Raw genomic sequence first — 18,127 nt, forward strand, 5'->3', positions numbered from 1 at the left:
GGCTGGAAATGCCGACACAGCCAGATTACAGTAGCGTTGAAATAATTGAAAACGCTTAAGGGGAACATACATTCAAAGCCCAAATTCCGTTAATAATTCCTTAATATTTCACAAGAAACTGGGAAAACGTGTGGTAAGATTAGTTTGTGATTCGTATTTACTGTGAACGAACGTTATCCTGCTTGGTTTTTGAGAGGCAGGTTGCGTTCCGTGATGAGTTTGAAAATCTTAAGTCATAAAAGGACGTGTTGGTGAAGATGAGTACAGGACAACGAAAAACCAAAGCAGTTGTTGGCGTCGTTGGGGCCATTGGTGCATTAGCAGCTGGAGCATCCATGACCGCTAATGCTGATACCATTCAAGTTAAGCAAGGGGACACCATTTGGGGTCTTTCACAGCAAACTGGCGTTTCTATTCAAGATTTAGAACAGCAGAATTCGATTGACGCAAAGACCGATTTAATTTTTGTTGGTCAACGACTTCAAGTCAAATCAGCAAAGACGACCCAGACGTATTCAGTCAAGTCTGGTGATACGCTTTGGGATTTAGCACAGACGTATCATTTGACAGTTGCACAGTTACAAAAAGCTAATGACCTAACTGGTGATATGTTAAGCGTTGGCCAAAAGTTGGAAATTCCACAAGCTAGCGCTGTTAAAGGTGCTGCTACGAAACAAACGACCACGCCAAGCACGCGGCAACAAGCGACGCAAAAGGCAAATGCCGTGCAAGCACAGATCGTTGCCGCACAGCAAGCCGCTGCTAGCAAGCAAAAGCAGCAAGCTGCCGCAGCAACCTCAAGTTCGACCGTTACGAGTGGTCAGGAGACGCGTTCAGATTTCGTTTCTAAGACTAATAATCAGACACCAGCCGCAACCAGTTCTACAAGTCAAAGTGCAACGACACAAAGTACGACGCCAGCTTCGTCTACCAGCACGTCGACGACTAGTCCGGCTACTGGCTCTGCAAGCAACAGTTCAGTTGCCAGTCAACCAGCAACTAAGACGAGTCGGGTTAGTGCTCAGAGTGAGACCAGTAGCAATGCGACGAGCAACTCAGTAGCGCAGAGCAGTTCAGTTAAAAGTGATTCAGTCAAAAATAATGCAACGACTAGTAGCGCCGTTACCAGCCAGACACAAAAACGTCAGGCACCTGTCAGCTCAAGTCGTCAGTCAGTGGGGACCAGTAGCGCTTCGGTTACGAAGGCCAGCTCTAGCACGGTAACGCCAACGTCTCGTGCGACTGCAACCAAGTCCGTGCAGAAGAAACGGGCAACGCGCTCAGCTGCTAGTGCAACGAGTCAGTCACAAGTACAAACGCAAACACAGGCTACTCAGAGTAACAGCAGTAGCCAAGCGACAACGTCAACCGCAACCAGTCAGTCGGTAGCTTCTAGTTCGCAAAGTTCAGCAGTTAGCCAGGCTAGTGCTGGCGCAACGGCTACGACGAAGGCGAAGAAGACAAAGCGGATTCGTACAACGACCCAATCAGCCGTTAAACAGGCTGCACAGTCAAGTCAACAGACGACCACTAGTTCGTCATCATCTGCGACAACGGCTGCTACGAGTAGCAGTAGTGCTAAGACAACGGCAAACAGCAATTTGACCACGGGATCCGTGACGAGTTTGGCATTGAAGTTGGCTTCGGCGAATATCCCTTATGTTTGGGGTGGCGCATCTCTCAGCGGGATGGACTGCTCAGGTCTAGTGGCTTACGTTTATCAACATGCGTTAGGCATCAGCTTGCCACACAGCACGGTATCGCAAGAATCCCGTGTATCAACGCACTCGGTTGCTTCTGCCAAGCCAGGGGACATTCTGTTCTGGGGATCCAAAGGGTCAACCTACCACGATGCCATTTACATTGGCAACGGTCAGTACGTTGCAGCGCCAACACCAGGTCAAAATGTCGAAGTTGCTTCGATCAGTCAGTACTTTATGCCTTCCTTTGCAGGAACTGTGAAATAAGTCAAGTGACATGAATCCGCTTTTCTGACCATTTTTGGCAATCCGCTGAAAAATGTTAAGATAATCGTTAACAAATCCGATAGCAAGTGTTATGATTTCTCGTAGTCATTTAGAGACGAGTCAACATAATTAAATTTTCTTGTTAAAGGAGTTGTCAAAAAGGTGAGTAATCGTATGGAGATTCTGGAAGAGTACCGGCAGGCTAATTCACAGTTGGCCACGTTAAAACGGAAGGAATCTGAGAGCGTTCAGTGGAGTTCGGAGACAGTGCAGATTGAACCACGCTACGGCAAAGAAATGAACGACTTGTCCGATAAGTGCGCTCAGCTCGACATGATTCTGGAAGCAATGGACGCTTCAGAAGATTAAAATAAGCTGCGGGTGGATTTGGCCACCTGCAAAAGCCCCACCGCTAAAACTAACGGTGAGGCTTTTTTAGATGCGCCAATGTTTGAGAGTGAGATGTCAGGCTCTTTCTGTACGCTGAATGGACATCGTTGAAATGGGCGGCAAAAACCATATTGTCACAAGTCAATATCAATTTCATACTGGTCATCAATCAATTCATAATTAACTTTATATTTTTTCGCAAGTTCTAATGCCTGTGCATTATCATTCAAAACGCTTTTCAAAGTGCAATCTTCATCGTCAAGGCGATTTTCGATAACATTGGCATATTTTTTGATATCGTCAAAATGATTAATAATATAATCGCGGCTCATTACAAGACAATAGTATTTGATATTGTTCAGATAGTTGCTTTCAAAATCCAGTGACCAGTCAAAAGGAATATAACACCCTTCAACGATAAGATTTTGTTGGTTTTCGATGGCCGTTTTAATGATTTCACGGACAATAGGCCATAAATATGCGATGAGATCCTGATCATCGCTGGTTGGCGTAAGCGCTGTATTTCTACTGCGGATCAATCCCATTTTTAGGTGGTCGATTGATAGGTACGGATAGTGATACTTCTCCAGCAACTTTTGCGCAAGTTCCGTTTTGCCGGTGTGTGATGCGCCAGCGATTAGAACAATCATATTTCTCAGACACCTCCACAATTTCTAAGCGAGTGAGACCCTCTGAATATTAATAAATACAGGTAAATCTTATTAGTTAGTTTAGCTCATTCAGAGGGCCTCAATATCTTTCCTTTCAGATTAACAATAACACTTAGACTACTTTCTCGGTCAAGTTGCATTATTTTAATAGTTGGCTGAATGCCATCAATAAACTGTTTGATCATACTTTCGATAAAATAAAATGTGACCCTCATCACTGAAAGTCACATCCGAAACTAGTTATTTATATTGGTTAAATGGTGATATCGAACCAGAAAGGATAGGATTTGACCCCAATGTAGACGTCAAAGAACCGACCACCCATTTCTTCACCGTCTAATTGCCCGTATTCGATAGCCGGGACAGTTAAATGGACTTGGGTAGCCTGATAGTAGTGAACGGCCTTAGACGTTAAATGACGCTTAAATGCTAAACGCAAGGCCAGCCAAATTAATTTGAAGAAGTGAGGCTTTTCAATGACGACTAGGTGTAGCTTATGATCCGTAATTGTTGCGCCTGGTGCAATCCCAACACCACCACCAAAGTAGGGATGACTGGTCGTCGTCACGAGGAAGGCATTGGGATAGATATCCCGTTGATTACCCACGTGAACGGTGAGGGTGAACCCTGTTTGGTTGTAATAAACATCAAGTGCCGACGCTAAATAGGACAAGGAGCCCAAATGGTGCTTGTTGAGCCAAACCTTGGCCTTAGATTGATTGGCCTGTGAAATGATGGCGGCATCGAAGCCAATGCCTAAATTGTTCGTGAAAACGCCGCGTTCCTGCTTGATCGTTTCGTCGTAACTGCCGATGTCGTAGTCGGTCGCGTGGGTGCACTGAATAATCTGTTTCAGGGCATCTTCCCATTTCAGGGCCATGCCAGCCCCCCGGGCAAAATCATTACCGGAACCAATTGGCAAGTAGGTCACAGGGATGGGGTGCTGGCGTGGCAATTGTGTCAAGCCATTGATGGCTTCGTGCAACGTGCCATCACCACCGACGGCCATGACGACCCAGTTTTGGTGGGAATCATCCGGAATTCGTTTGGCAAATTGTTCGCTCAAAAGAACGGCATGATTCGGGTATTCCGAAATTGCTAGCTGGTAGGAGACCTGGGCGGCATCGAGCTGCTCTTTGATTTCTGGCCACAGTGTACCGGCGCGGCCACTTCCTGCGTGCTCGTTTAGTATAATATAGAACTGGACACTCACCGTACTGCTCCTCTCAAAATTTAATCCTTTTCATTATAAACGAAAACTTTAGTGGTGCCTAGTGATTCCGGCAGAACTTTCCTTGGTTGTAAGAAATTATACAGGAATTGTGTAAAATGAACGGCAACCAGAAGACGGTTAATTAACGTTACTAGCTGAATGAGATTCCCTGAAACAGGTTACTAAGCTGTAAAACTAGATAAAATTCAGGCCTCATCTCAGTGTGGGTCAACAGTCGCACCGTTAAATTAGGCTAAATTGGGCGCACTCCGGCTGTCAGAGATTCCACGTGCTGTGGGGGACGTTTCAGACTGAAAGAACACCAGTCTTCTCACTCGATTTGAAGCCACGAAAAATCACGTGTCTCCAAAGTCGCCTGTGCTGTAAGCTGGCTAAAAATTCGTAGCCAGCTAATACTACTTTCACGGCTGGGGCCATCCCTGGCCTCCTCCGGCGCGGACGGTGTTCTATCAAGACAACGGCTGTAGACCACAGCTACTTGTCATTTTTGGATTCGACTGATAACGACCGTTACGGTTATTCTCAGAGTTGTCTGAGCGTACAATGTAAGCCGAGAGGTCGGCAGATATGGACTCAGGCGCGTCGTTCGCACTAATCCAGCCCATATCCGCCGGCCGGTAAGGCGAATAGACCACCGAGTTGCCGACTTTTAGGGTCACTGTCATCGGAAGAACAGATATGAGCCGTAATTTGGCACTTTCTTTAGCTGTAAAATTTAAAAAGGAGCCCGAGCGCAAGGCTCAGACTCCTTTAACCAACTTTACTTAGTCATGATAAACATAGGTAAAATCATTGGGTGACGTTCCGTCTTTTCAAACAGGAAGTTTTGCAGATCATCAATGACCGCATTGCGAATCGAAGCTTCGGTAGCCTTCGGGTTACGCATAGCCCGCCGAATCGTCTGGAAGACGCGGCGGCGACCCTCATTGAGAAGTTCACCAGATTCGCGCATGTAGACGAATCCACGTGACAGTAGGTCAGGACCCGCTTTAATTTCCTGATTCTTCAAATCGATAGTGGCAACGACAACGACAAGTCCTTCTTCGGACAAGAGTTGGCGGTCACGTAACACAACGTTGCCAATATCACCGATACCAGATCCGTCAATGTAGACGTCTCCGGCGGTGAAGTGACCCGCAACCCGGGCAGAGTCCTGCGTTAAGGCCAGGACATCCCCGTTTTGTAAGATGAAACTGTGATCCAACGGCACACCGCATTGTTCAGCGAGTTCCGTATGAATCTTTAACATCCGGTACTCACCGTGAATGGGCATAAAGAACTTAGGCTGCATGAGTCGCAGCATTAACTTTTGTTCTTCTTGACCACCATGACCAGATGTGTGAATGTTGTTGACCTTACCATGAATAACGTTGGCGCCGGCTTCTTCTAGTTCGTTGATGACCCGGTTGACCGAAATGGTGTTCCCAGGGATCGGGTTGCTGGAGAAGACGACCGTATCACCGGGCTGAATGGAAATTTGCCGGTGGGTACCGTTTGCGATTCGTGATAAGGCGGCCATTGGTTCCCCTTGTGAGCCGGTACATAGAATCATGACCTTGTCAGCAGGGAGGGAACGAATAGCGTTGGCATCAACTAGTGCGTCATCGGGAATGTTGAGATAACCTAATTCCCGACCGTTAACGATGGCTGCTTCCATGGACCGACCGAAGACGGCAATTTTCCGTCCGTGGGCCAGCGCCGTTTCACAAGCCGTTTCAATCCGTGAGATGTTGGAAGCGAAGGTGGCGAAGATAACCCGACCTTCAACTTGGTCAAAAATCCGTCGAATCGATTTACCGACCCATTTTTCCGACTTGGTCCAGATTGGCCGTTCAGCGTTCGTACTATCAGACATCAAGCACAGAACGCCTTCTTCACCCAGCTTAGCCATCTTTTGTAGATCAGGCGGCTGGTTCGTAACAGGGGTTAAGTCGAACTTATAGTCCCCCGTTTCCACGATCGTACCGACCGGGGTATGAACTGCGACACCTAAGGTATCAGGAATCGAGTGGGTGGTCCGGAAGAAGGTGACACTCATCTTCCGAAATTTGAGCACAGTGTCATCGTCAATTGTGTGTAGTTCAGTCGATTTAAGTAATCCGTGTTCTTCAAGCTTGTTCTTGATCAGTGCCAAGGCGAGCGGCCCTGCGTAAACAGGGACGTTGAGTGCCTTTAATAAATAAGGAATACCGCCAATATGATCTTCATGGCCGTGGGTAATCACAAGCGCCTTGATTTTGGCTTGGTTTTCAACGAGGTATTGATAATCTGGAATGACATAGTCGATTCCCAGTAACTCGTCTTCGGGGAACTTAATTCCGGCATCAATCAGGATAATTTCGTCCTGAAATTGGATGCCGTAAGTGTTTTTCCCAATTTCACCAAGTCCACCCACGCCAAAGATAGCGGCTTCGTTATTTTTGACGTTTAACTTGTTCATTCATTGAACTCCGTTAATTTGTAATTCGGATTCTCTTGTTCGTAAGCCAATGTTTTACCTTCGATGGCTTCGATGAATTCGATATTGTGTTCCGTATGAGCTTCCACTAATGCCCGGGCTTCAACTTCTGTTGGGGCTTCTAGGTAAAGTGAATGGGTATCCTCGCGCTTAGGATTCCGCTTTTTATCATTTTGGTAATAGACTTTGTAAATCACAGACAAAACTCCTTTTAATTTTAAACGATTTAACTCGCTAATCGTGAGTGAACAGCGAATTATTTATGTCCTGCCGAACTGCGGGTTGCTTACACAACAATTAGCACAATTTTAGCATAATTTCAGCCACTTGTATAGAAGTACCCCTAGACGACAAAACATGCTATGATTAAACTAGCGTGAAGTGAACGGAGGAGACGCCATGGCTCTAATAGTGGAAGTCATTATTGGCATCATCATTGCCTTTATAATTTATGAAATGATTCGTCGGATGATTGTTCAGCGAGCGACACGAATGGTGCGGCGCTCTGCAGAAGATGACACGGACGTGGCGGTGAAGGCGGCCCTGCAGCGATTAGTGAATGACGATGTTTTGTCAGAAGATGAGTGTGTGTTGCAGCCAACGGAAACGGTCGCCGATGTGTGGGGCCGGGGCGTCATGGCTTTTGAATACACCATGCCCAGTGGTATCGATACGGAACGCCGGCTACCAGAACTTGAAGCGGCTTTTAATGACGCCCTCGCCAGTTTTAGTGCGGATCACCAGGTCAAAGCGGTCGTTGCGGGATCGGCATTTGTTGTCAGCGATATCTGGGTCTACGAAGGCCACCTGCATGTGGATGTGGCTAATTTGATGAATGAGTCAACGGTTGAATATTTAAAAGACCTCAAGAAGTTAAATGATCCTGCTGTGAAATGATGCACTATATATGGAAGAAACAGGGTTATCTTTTCGCTTTAAAAAGAGTTCTACTATTGAAAATAGGCATCGTCATCAATTGTCCCCTAAGGGAATTTGATGACGATGCCTACTTTTTAACAAGCGACCAACTGGTTGAGTGAAAACTTACGCAAGTTCACCCCGAAGACGAGTTGTTAGGGGGCCTACCTGCAAAACGGTAGGGAAGTTTACTTACCTACTATAGTTGTAAGCTATCTGAAAATAATCAGCGTGGTTACACAAAAGTTGTACATAAATTACTCAATCATAATCATGTCATCGTCACGTGCAAACGGCTGGTCTTTGTTGATGTGATCATAGAAGAGCATGCCGTGTAAATGATCGATTTCGTGTTGGCAGACGATGGCTGGGTAGTTCTTTAAACGCAATTGGTGCTTTTCGCCGTTCACATCATAGTAGCGTAAGGTGATGCGATCGTGACGGGGAACGAAGCCAGGAACGTCTTTGTCGACGGATAGACAACCTTCACCTTCAGTCAAAGCGCCTTCCTGAACGGATTCGGAGACGATAACGGGATTGATGATGACGTCGGTAAAGGGTGATTTGCCATCTTTTTCCGTCGGTGGAACCAAGACGGAGGCCATCTTCTTGGAGACGCCAACTTGAGGCGCAGCTAAGCCAACGCCGGCCCGTAACCCATATTTCTTACATTGTTCGGGGTCCTGAGAGACCACCAAATATTCCATTAAGTCTTTAGCGAGCTGTTGATCTTCCTCTGAGAGAGGGAAAGTCACGTCTGCTGCTTCTTGTCGCAAGACGGGATCACCGTCGCGGACAATATCTTTCATGAGAAACAAAAGCATTACCTCCGCAAAAATAAAAATATTGTTAGTTACCATTCATTTTAACATACCCACTAGGAGAAATGAAATGAAAAGAAAACGGTTTCTATTTTCAAAAAAAGTGGAAACTAAAAAATCACAACGCGCCGTAGGGATTTAGCCTAATCCCTTTATCTGTCCGTATGAAAGGGCTTGCATGGCTTCTGAAAAAATGGTACTTTATAAACGTAGTCAGGAAACGCAACGTTAACTCACTCTAGTTAACAATTTCATATCAAGTGAAAGGAAAGTGTTACTTATGGCTAATGGAAGCAAACAGATTGTAGACTTTGCCAAGATCAAAGCTACGATGGCTGACCCATATAAGCACCCGGTTCAAGTCATCGATCGTGAAGGCAAGGTCGTTGATCCAGACACGTTGGCAAAATATTCAGATGACCAACTTGTTGACTTCATGAAGAAAATGGTTTGGGAGCGTACGTTACACGAACAAACAATGAACTTCTCCCGTCAGGGTCGCCTCGGTTTCTATGCTCCAACTGCCGGTGAGGAAGCTAGTGAAATGGGAAGTGTTACTGCATTTAAGCAACAAGACTTCTTATTACCAGCTTACCGTGATTTGCCACAAATGATTCAACACGGGACTACCGTTGCAAAAGGTTTCTTATGGTCCAAAGGTCATGTTGAAGGCAATCAACATGAAAATCCAAACATGTTATTCCCACAAATCATCATTGGCGCGCAATACGTTGAAACCGCCGGTGTTGCTTTAGGGATTAAGAAGAACGGCGATGAAGACCGCGTTGCCTTCGTTTACACCGGTGATGGTGGGACATCACAAGGTGACTGGTACGAAGGGGTTAACTTTGCCAGTGCTTTCCAAGCACCAGCTGTCTTCTTCGTTCAAAACAATGGTTGGGCAATTTCCGTACCACGTTACAAGCAAACCGCAGCTGAAACGTTGGCACAAAAGGCCGTTGCCATGGGTGTTCCTTCCGTCCAAGTTGATGGGATGGATATCGTGGCCGTTCACGAAGTTTCTAAAGCAGCTCGTGAATTTACCGCAGCCGGGAATGGTCCAGTCGTCATTGAAACATTGACTTACCGTTACGGCGCTCACTCCTCTGCTGGTGATGATCCTTCTCGTTACCGGACTAAGGAAGAAGAAAAGCCTTGGTTCGATGCTGATCCACTGATTCGTTTACGGAAGGTCTTAACTGACAAGGGCGTTTGGTCACAAGATCAAGAAGACAAGTTAGTCGACGAATACAAAGACGAATTTAAGGAAGCAATGAAGGAAGCTGAAGCAGCACCTGCACAAAAGGTTTCTGACTTCTTGAAGTGGACTTACAATGTGCCTACTCCAGCTGTTAAGAAGCAAATTGCAGAATTCGAAGCAAAGGAGTCGAAGTAATCATGGCTAAAATGACGTATATCAAAGCGATCACTTCTGGTCTGGATCAAGTTTTGAAAGACGATCCTAAGACGTTGATCTTCGGTGAAGACGTTGGTAAAAACGGTGGTGTGTTCCGGACAACTGTTGATTTACAAGACAAGTACGGCGAAGACCGGGTTTTCGATACGCCATTAGCTGAATCTGGGATTCTTGGATTAGCTATTGGTTTATCCTTAACGGGTTGGCGCCCAATTCCTGAAATCCAATTCATGGGCTTTACGTTCGAAGCAATGGATGGGATTGTTGGGCAATTGGCTCGTGATCACTACCGTTTCGGTGGCCAAAAGAACTTCCCTGTTACTGTACGGACACCATTTGGTGGTGGGACCCATACCGCTGAAATGCACGCCGACAACTTGGAAAACTACTTCGTTAGCACCCCAGGTCTGCGGGTTGTAACACCTGCTAACCCATACGATGCTAAGGGCTTAGTAATCTCCGCTGTTGAAAGCGACGATCCAGTTCTGTTCATGGAAAACTTGAAGCTTTATCGTTCAATGAAGGATGAAGTTCCAGATGAAAAGTACACGGTTCCGTTAGACACTGCCAAGGTTGTTCGTGAAGGTACTGATGTCACGATTGTTGCTTACAGTGCTGAAGTTAACGAATCCTTAGCTGCTGCTGATGCTTTGGCAAAGGATAACATCTCTGCTGAAGTGATTGACTTACGTTCTCTGTCACCAATTGACACGGATACTGTCTTTGCTTCTGTTGATAAGACCCACAAGGTTGTTATCGTTCAAGAAGCACAGCGGATGGCTGGTGTTGGTGCCGTTGTGGCATCTGACATTGCTGAAGAAAAGATCATGTCCTTGGACGCCCCAATCGGCCGGGTAGCTGCACCAGATAGTGTTTACCCATTTGCCCAAGCTGAAAATGACTGGATTCCAAATGCCGATGACATTGAAGCCAAGGTACGCGAAATCGTTAACTACTAATTTAAATCTAAATTAAACGATAAAAAACGATGTGGGAGACATCCTGCATTAGATGAAAGAAAGGAAGTTTTCCCATGGCTTATACGTTCAAACTCCCTGAGCTTGGTGAAGGAATGGCCGAAGGTGAAATTTCTTCATGGCTTGTTAAAGAAGGAGACACTGTTAAGGAAGACGACACGTTAGTCGAAATCCAAAACGATAAGTCTGTTTCGGAATTACCATCACCAGTTGATGGCACTATTTCACAAATTGTTGCACAAGAAGGGGACACCGTTGAAATTGGCGACCCACTGATTGTGATTGATGACGGTTCAGATACGCCACCTGACTTAGGTAAGGGTGGGGATGAAGCCGCTGCTGCCCCAGCTGAAGAAGCTGCTCCAGAACCAGCTGCTGCCCCAGCACCTGCTGCTGCCCCAGCTCCAGCCGCTGCGCCTACTGGTGTTCCAGCTGCTTCTGACCCGAATAAGTTAGTTTTGGCAATGCCTTCCGTTCGTCAATACGCACGGGACAAGGGCGTTGACATTACTTTGGTTGCCCCAACTGGGAACCATGGTCAAATTCTGAAGGCTGACATCGATAACTTTAACGGTGCCGCTGCTCCTGCAGCCGCTGCTGCGCCAGCTGCTGCCGCTTCTGAAGGCAAAGCCACTACTGGCCAAGCTATCAAGCCTTGGAAGTCTGACCAACCAGATCTGGAAACTCGTGAACCAATGTCACCTATGCGGAAGATTATTGCTAAGAGCATGCGTGCTTCCAAGGACATTGCCCCACATGTTACCTCATTTGATGAAGTTGAAGTTTCTGCTTTAATGGCTAACCGGAAGAAGTACAAGCAAGCCGCTGCTGATAAGGGCATTCACTTGACCTTCTTACCTTACATGGTTAAGGCATTGGTTGCTGTTATGAAGGAATTCCCTGAATTGAATGCTTCCATCGATGACACGACTCAGGAAATTGTCTACAAGCACTACTACAATATTGGTATCGCTACCAACACTGATGATGGTCTTTATGTACCAAACATCAAGGCTGCCGATTCCAAGGGTATGTTTGAAATCGCTAAGGAAATTAGTGAAAACACCCAAGCTGCTTACGACAACAAGTTGAGTCCTGCTTCCATGGCCGGTGGTTCAATTACCATCAGTAACGTTGGCTCAATTGGTGGTGGCTGGTTCACACCAGTTATCAACCAACCTGAAGTTGCTATCTTAGGTGTTGGCCGAATCGAAAAGGCACCTTACGTTAACGACGATGGTGACATTGTTGTTGGCCGGATGTTGAAGATTTCCTTGAGTTACGACCACCGTTTGATCGATGGCGCCTTAGCTCAAAATGTTTTGAACAAGTTCAAGGCATTGCTTCATGATCCAGAATTACTGTTAATGGAAGGGTAGGAAAAATATGGCAGATGTTGAAAAAAAGGACACCGTCATCATCGGTGCCGGACCCGGCGGCTACGTTGCCGCAATTCGGGCTTCTGAATTAGGCCAAAAGGTCACTTTAGTCGAAAAATCCGATACGCTTGGTGGTGTCTGCTTAAACGTTGGCTGTGTTCCTTCTAAGGCCTTAATTCAAGCGGGTCACCGGTTGGAACAAGCCAAAGACGGTTCGACTTACGGAATTTCTACGGAATCAGCCGTTATTGACTTTAAGAAGACGCAAGACTGGAAGCAGACTAAGGTTGTTGATCGGATGACCAGCGGCGTTAAGATGCTGATGAAGAAGCACCACGTTGACATTGTTAACGGGGAAGCGGTCTTCTTAAGTGACACCCAATTACGGGTAATGCCTACGGGCGAAAAGCAATTCATGTCCACTGATACGGGCCAGACTTTCGAGTACAATAACATTATTATTGCATCCGGGTCGCACCCAATCGAAATCCCTGGCTTCAAATTTGATGGTCGGGTTATCGATTCTACTGGTGGCTTGAGCTTACCTGAAATTCCTAAAGAATTCGTTGTTATTGGTGGGGGTTATGTCGGAACCGAATTAGCTGGTGCATACGCTAGCTTAGGCGCTCACGTAACGATCATCGAAGGAACGAAGTCAATTCTGCCTAACTTCGAAAAGGACATGGTTGCCGTTGTCTTGAAGAAGCTAAAGAAGAAGGGCGTTGATGTTATCACCAACGCTATGGCTAAGGGTTCTACGCAAGACGACAAGAGTGTCAGTGTAACCTATGCCGTTGACGGCAAGGAATCTACGATCAAGGCTGACTACTGCATGGTCACCGTTGGTCGTCGGCCAAACACTGATGACTTAGGCTTGGAATACACCAAGGTTAAGTTGAACGACCATGGTCAAATCGAAGTTGATAACCAAGGTCGGACTGCCTCAGAACACATCTGGGCCGTTGGTGACGTTGTTCCTGGTGCTGCATTGGCTCACAAGGCCTTTGCTGAAGCTAAGACTGCCGCTGGCGCAATCTCTGGTAAGAAGACAGCTAATGACTGGTTAAGTGTTCCAGCGGTTTGCTTCTCCGATCCTGAAATCGCTACAGTTGGTTACAGCGAGGCTGCTGCCAAGGACAAGGGTATCAAGGTTAAGACTGCGAAGTTCCCATTTGCTGGGAACGCTCGGGCTGTTTCCTTGGACGCACCAGATGGTTTTGTTCGGTTCATCTACACGGATGACGACAACAAGAATATCGTTGGTGCCGAAGCGGTTGGCCCTGAAGCCAGCACGATGGCTGGTGAACTCTCAATCATCGTTAACGACGGTTTGAACGTTGAAGACGTTGCTTTGACGATTCACCCACACCCAACGTTAAACGAACCAATTCAAGAAGCTGCGGACATTGCGCTGGGCTTCCCAACACATCTCTAAAGCGACTATTGAACTTAAAAAAGGATCTCTGCTTGCGGGCGGGGGTCCTTTTTTGTGGCGATATGCGTGACAGACATCATTGGGTGCTGTATCTGGCAGCGATGTCACCGGTCTTTAAGCAGGGCTTCACGAGAAAAGTGCGGGATAAGGGGGCATAAAATCGGCTCGTAGCGCCATGTTTTAACAGGCTGGACAGAAAAACCAGTCTGTTTTAGAACTGGTACCGAACAGAACCTTAAAGATAACGGTTACGGCTTGCTATCCCCAACCGTTCACTTATAATGGAGCTATGACGGTATTCGCGTGGGATTGAAGAGCGCGACGCACGTGGATATGGCACGGTATTTCAGCATCATAACCAGTGGCTAAGGGATCCCAATGGGGTGGCCACTGGCCAGTTATTACGGAGAAAACAGGCTTTAGCTTGAAAGAGGAGGTCATCAAGATGCCAACGTTATTGATTCAGGGGAACTTTGATCAAGCAAATCAATTACTGCAACAATTACTAGTAGCGGATTTGCCACTTGATTGCGTCATCATGCCGAATACGACTGATGACACACCACGTTACCAACCCTTGGTGGTTGCAAGTGCGGTGTGTCCACATTTGACGATTCGCGTGGGAACAACGGCAGATTATGGCCAGGCGACTTGGTTAGTTGTCTTGGACCGGGATTCGGTAGAGACGCCAGCGAATGAGCGTGTGGCGGAACTGCGGCTCCTGATGAATAGAATCGTTGAGAATGGCTTTGGCGGCCAATTGATTTTCTGTGGCCGTCAGGATGAGATCTTGACGTATTTTGCTTGGAAATTTTCTGGGTTTCCACGTCAACAAATTTGGGGACTCGGCACGTATCCGTTGGCACGGCTGATAACAGCCCGACTAGCAGAACGCCTGCATGTTGGTCATTCAACGGTGCAAGCGACCGTTGTGGGAACAGCGAGTGCGCCAATCGTGGCCTGGAGTCGGACGGCCATTGGACCGACACCACTTTTAATGTATTTAGCCAATGCAGATGCTAAGTTTGGTGCGGATGATTTGTCCAAGATGGGCACTTGGTTGGCACGTGAGGCGGGGGAACAGCAAGTGACGTTACGTTTCTTGGCGTTGATTCACTTACTCCAAGCGGCTGTGGAGAATCAACCCGTTATTGCGGCGGTGACCCACGTTTATCCCGAAGAACTCGGGTTTGCGGCGGCTGCACCGGTACTGATAGCCAAAAATGGAGTCAAGGACCTCATGCCATTGGCTTTATCGGAAGATGAACAACAGGATTATGCCGCCCAAACGGCAGAGTTACAGACGACGATTCAGACGATTGAAAATCAACAAACGGAGGGAAAATAGCGATGGCGGAAGAAGATTATGCCTATCCGTTGCGTGCGGATTGGACAACGGCAGAGATCGTGACGGTCACGACATTTTATCAATTGATAGAAGCAGCCTATGAGCGGTCACAGGGTGTTCAAGCGGCAGAGCTTATTGCGGCTTACCGGAAATTTCAAACGATTGTACCTCAAAAATTTGAAGAAAAGAACATCGATCAAGAGTTTGAAGCGGTTTCTGGCTACAGCATTTATCGTACCATGAAGCAAGCGCGTCAGCAGGATGGTCAGGTCAAGATGAAAGGGACGACAAGGTCATGAGTTTGGATTGGCAACAGTTGGATCAAGACGTTACAGCATTGTTAAAGGAAGCCCGGCAACGTGTCTTGGAGAAAATGCGGGATCCCTTGACCGTTGATGAGAAGACCGGACGCAAAGACTTAGTTACCAACGTCGATAAGGGTAATGAGCAGTTTTTGATTACGGGTATTCGCCGAATTGATCCCAATGCTAAGGTGTTGGGTGAAGAAGGTTTTGGGGATCAGTTGACGGATGTTCAAGGTCGCGTTTGGATTGTTGATCCCATTGATGGCACCATGAATTTTGTTAAACAGCAAGATAACTTCGCCATGATGATCGGTATCTACCAGGATGGTGTCGGCCAGTTGGGCTACATCTATGATGTGATGCGTGACGTCTTGTATCATGGTGGACCACAACTTGGCGGTGTCTGGGCCAATCAAGAACCCGTTAAAGCGCCGGCTAATTTGGCTTTACGTGACGGATTGATTGGCGCAAGTGGTCCCTTGGTCATCCATGACGTGGCGCACATGCAGACAATAGTTCACGCCAGTGCGGGGATGAGAATCTACGGCAGTGCCGGGATTGAAATGATTAATGTGTTGCGAGGAAAGACCCTGGGCTATATTTCACATCTCAAGCCTTGGGACTTCGCAGCGGGACAAGTTTTACTGAATACCTTGGGTGTTCGGGTCTCAACTATTGACGGCCAGCCGCTGAATATGCTATCATCTAACCTTGTACTAGTAGCGACGGAAAAAGCGCAACGTGATATTCTCCAAATTGAAGAAGATGACGTCTCACTGTGACACCTGTCACAGTTTTTTTATGCGGCTGGCTGGTACGGATGGACTTTACCAGCTAGAAAAGCTACAATAAGCGTACTTACTGAGGTAAGCATGCCGTGATCCATCTAATTTCACCAAGCACGAAAGGAAGAAATACACTTGAAAATCAGAGATGATATCCGCAACATTGCCATCATTGCCCACGTTGACCACGGGAAGACGACCCTAGTTAACGAAATGTTAAAACAATCCGATACGTTGGATGAGCATGCGTCAATCGAGGACCGTGCCATGGATACAAACGCTATCGAAAAAGAACGGGGCATCACGATCTTGTCCAAGAACACCGCTGTGCGGTACGGTGACAAGCAAATTAACATCTTGGATACCCCAGGACACGCCGACTTCGGTGGTGAAGTTGAACGGATCATGCGCATGGTTGATGGCGTTTTATTAGTTGTTGACGCCTACGAAGGTACGATGCCTCAGACCCGTTTCGTTTTGAAGAAAGCCTTAGACCAACACTTAACGCCAATCGTTGTTATCAACAAGGTTGACCGTGAAGGCGCACGCCCTAGCGAAGTTGTTGACGAAGTCTTGGACCTCTTCATCGAATTAGGTGCTGACGAAGACCAACTGGACTTCCCAGTGGTTTACGCTTCTGCTATGAACGGGACTTCTAGCTACGAGCCAGAACTCGACACGCAAGAACACACCATGAAGCCAGTCTTTGACACCATTGTTAAGCACATTCCAGCACCAATCGACAACACAGATGAACCTTTACAATTCCAAGTTGCCATGCTGGACTACAACGATTTCGTTGGTCGGATTGGGATCGGCCGGATTTTCCGGGGTAAGATCAAAGTCGGCGACAGCGTTACGGTTATGAAGCTTGACGGTACGAAACAAAACTTCCGAGTTACCAAGTTATTTGGTTTCTTCGGTTTGAAGCGTTTGGAAATCAAGGAAGCCAAAGCTGGTGACTTGATTGCCGTTTCCGGGATGGAAGAAATCAACGTTGGGGAAACAGTTGTTGCTCCTGACACGTTGGAACCACTACCAGTTCTGCGGATTGACGAACCAACGCTGCAAATGACTTTCCGGACCAACGACTCACCATTTGCTGGTCGTGAAGGTAAGTTTGTAACGTCTCGTCAAATCGAAGAACGTTTGAAGCGTGAATTGCATACTGACGTTTCCTTGCGTGTTGATGACACCGACAATCCTGGTGCCTGGGTCGTTTCTGGTCGTGGTGAACTTCACTTGTCCATCTTGATTGAAACGATGCGTCGTGAAGGTTACGAATTACAAGCCTCTCGTCCAGAAGTTATCTACAGAACAGTCGATAACGTTCGTTGCGAACCATTCGAATCTGTGCAGATCGATACGCCTGACGAATATACCGGTTCAATCATTGACACACTTTCTCAACGGAAGGGTGAAATGAAGAACATGGAGGCCGTTGGTAACGGTCAAACTCGGTTGACTTTCTTGGCCCCATCACGTGGGTTGATTGGTTACTCAACTGAATTCTTGTCCTTGACTCGTGGATACGGGATCATGAACCACACGTTCTCGAAGTATCTGCCAGTTATTAAGAACTGGAACCCTGGTCGTCACAACGGGACTCTGGTTTCAATCAACTCTGGTAAGGTAACGACTTACGCTATCATGGCCGTTCAAGACCGTGGAACGATCTTTACTGAAGCTGGGACTGAAGTTTACGAAGGGATGATTATCGGCCAAAACAGCCGTGATAACGACATTTCTGTCAACATCACGCGTGGTCGTAACCAAACCAACGTCCGTGCCGCTGGTTCAGAAGATATTGCCAAGGTTAAGACGCCATTGAAGATGTCTCTGGAAGAATCTCTTGAATTCATCAACGAAGATGAATACTGTGAAATCACGCCAGACCATGTTCGTCTGCGGAAGCAAATCTTGAACACGAGCGAACGGGAAAAGGCTGCCAAGAAGCGGAAGACTGCTGCTCGGAAGTAAACCTAAATTTTAAATGAATCTTTACCGGTAGGATAAGTGGGT

At 46.9% G+C, this 18,127-nt stretch carries 16 protein-coding genes; 11 read left to right on the forward strand and 5 right to left on the reverse strand.

Features of this window, described 5'->3' with window-relative positions; genetic code table 11:
- The first annotated feature begins 257 nt into the window (after positions 1–257).
- On the forward strand, positions 258–1,967 hold the full coding sequence (locus FAY32_RS12280) for a LysM peptidoglycan-binding domain-containing protein (RefSeq protein WP_143463719.1): 1,710 nt from the start codon (positions 258–260) through the stop codon (positions 1,965–1,967).
- A 162-nt stretch (positions 1,968–2,129) separates the two neighbouring features.
- Positions 2,130–2,336 carry a hypothetical protein gene (locus FAY32_RS12285; protein WP_125685667.1) on the forward strand — a complete coding sequence of 69 codons (207 nt, stop codon included), beginning with the start codon at positions 2,130–2,132 and terminating at the stop codon, positions 2,334–2,336.
- A gap of 155 nt (positions 2,337–2,491) precedes the next feature.
- Here the strand turns inward: FAY32_RS12285 and FAY32_RS12290 are convergent, their stop codons facing one another.
- From FAY32_RS12290 to FAY32_RS12305, 4 genes are all read right to left on the reverse strand, one after another.
- Positions 2,492–3,007: an ATP-binding protein gene (locus tag FAY32_RS12290; RefSeq protein WP_143463720.1), complete on the reverse strand. Its 516-nt coding sequence runs from the start codon at positions 3,005–3,007 to the stop codon at positions 2,492–2,494.
- Positions 3,008–3,281: 274 nt separating this feature from the next.
- Positions 3,282–4,241 carry a diacylglycerol/lipid kinase family protein gene (locus tag FAY32_RS12295; RefSeq protein ID WP_143463721.1) on the reverse strand — a complete coding sequence of 320 codons (960 nt, stop codon included), beginning with the start codon at positions 4,239–4,241 and terminating at the stop codon, positions 3,282–3,284.
- A 781-nt stretch (positions 4,242–5,022) separates the two neighbouring features.
- Positions 5,023–6,702 (reverse strand): ribonuclease J1, encoded by a 1,680-nt coding sequence (gene rnjA, locus FAY32_RS12300; RefSeq protein WP_143463722.1) that lies wholly within the window; start codon positions 6,700–6,702, stop codon positions 5,023–5,025.
- Positions 6,699–6,917: a DNA-directed RNA polymerase subunit epsilon gene (locus tag FAY32_RS12305; RefSeq protein WP_048735845.1), complete on the reverse strand. Its 219-nt coding sequence runs from the start codon at positions 6,915–6,917 to the stop codon at positions 6,699–6,701. The genes rnjA and FAY32_RS12305 overlap by 4 nt, the downstream gene beginning before the upstream one ends.
- A 202-nt stretch (positions 6,918–7,119) precedes the next feature.
- Here FAY32_RS12305 and FAY32_RS12310 point away from each other — a divergent pair, with 202 nt between their 5' ends.
- Entirely contained in the window at positions 7,120–7,617 is a 498-nt protein-coding gene (locus FAY32_RS12310; RefSeq protein ID WP_143463723.1) for a hypothetical protein, read from the forward strand.
- A 278-nt stretch (positions 7,618–7,895) separates the two neighbouring features.
- Here the strand turns inward: FAY32_RS12310 and def are convergent, their stop codons facing one another.
- Positions 7,896–8,456, reverse strand: a complete 561-nt coding sequence (def, locus tag FAY32_RS12315) for a peptide deformylase (protein WP_143463724.1) — start codon at positions 8,454–8,456, stop codon at positions 7,896–7,898.
- Between the two features lie 283 nt (positions 8,457–8,739).
- On the opposite strand from def, the gene pdhA reads away from it, so the two are divergent.
- The 8 genes from pdhA to typA all read left to right on the forward strand — a co-directional run bounded on the left by pdhA (position 8,740) and on the right by typA (position 18,085).
- Positions 8,740–9,855: a pyruvate dehydrogenase (acetyl-transferring) E1 component subunit alpha gene (gene pdhA, locus FAY32_RS12320; RefSeq protein WP_143463725.1), complete on the forward strand. Its 1,116-nt coding sequence runs from the start codon at positions 8,740–8,742 to the stop codon at positions 9,853–9,855.
- A gap of 2 nt (positions 9,856–9,857) precedes the next feature.
- On the forward strand, positions 9,858–10,835 hold the full coding sequence (locus FAY32_RS12325; protein WP_143463726.1) for an alpha-ketoacid dehydrogenase subunit beta: 978 nt from the start codon (positions 9,858–9,860) through the stop codon (positions 10,833–10,835).
- Positions 10,836–10,909: 74 nt separating this feature from the next.
- Positions 10,910–12,232 carry a 2-oxo acid dehydrogenase subunit E2 gene (locus FAY32_RS12330; protein ID WP_143463727.1) on the forward strand — a complete coding sequence of 441 codons (1,323 nt, stop codon included), beginning with the start codon at positions 10,910–10,912 and terminating at the stop codon, positions 12,230–12,232.
- A gap of 7 nt (positions 12,233–12,239) precedes the next feature.
- Positions 12,240–13,667, forward strand: a complete 1,428-nt coding sequence (lpdA, locus tag FAY32_RS12335; protein WP_143463728.1) for a dihydrolipoyl dehydrogenase — start codon at positions 12,240–12,242, stop codon at positions 13,665–13,667.
- Positions 13,668–14,112: 445 nt separating this feature from the next.
- Positions 14,113–15,015, forward strand: coding sequence for a Rossmann-fold NAD(P)-binding domain-containing protein (locus FAY32_RS12340; protein WP_143463729.1), 903 nt, complete (start codon positions 14,113–14,115; stop codon positions 15,013–15,015).
- A 2-nt stretch (positions 15,016–15,017) separates the two neighbouring features.
- Positions 15,018–15,314 (forward strand): UPF0223 family protein, encoded by a 297-nt coding sequence (locus FAY32_RS12345; protein WP_143463730.1) that lies wholly within the window; start codon positions 15,018–15,020, stop codon positions 15,312–15,314.
- Positions 15,311–16,102 (forward strand): inositol monophosphatase family protein, encoded by a 792-nt coding sequence (locus FAY32_RS12350; RefSeq protein ID WP_143463731.1) that lies wholly within the window; start codon positions 15,311–15,313, stop codon positions 16,100–16,102. Before FAY32_RS12345 ends, FAY32_RS12350 begins: the two co-directional genes overlap by 4 nt.
- 138 nt (positions 16,103–16,240) lie before the next feature.
- Positions 16,241–18,085, forward strand: coding sequence for a translational GTPase TypA (gene typA, locus FAY32_RS12355; RefSeq protein WP_143463732.1), 1,845 nt, complete (start codon positions 16,241–16,243; stop codon positions 18,083–18,085).
- Positions 18,086–18,127 lie beyond the last annotated feature (42 nt).

Source organism: Levilactobacillus enshiensis (assembly GCF_007115095.1).
In the GTDB taxonomy this organism is placed as follows: Bacteria; Bacillota; Bacilli; order Lactobacillales; family Lactobacillaceae; genus Levilactobacillus; species Levilactobacillus enshiensis.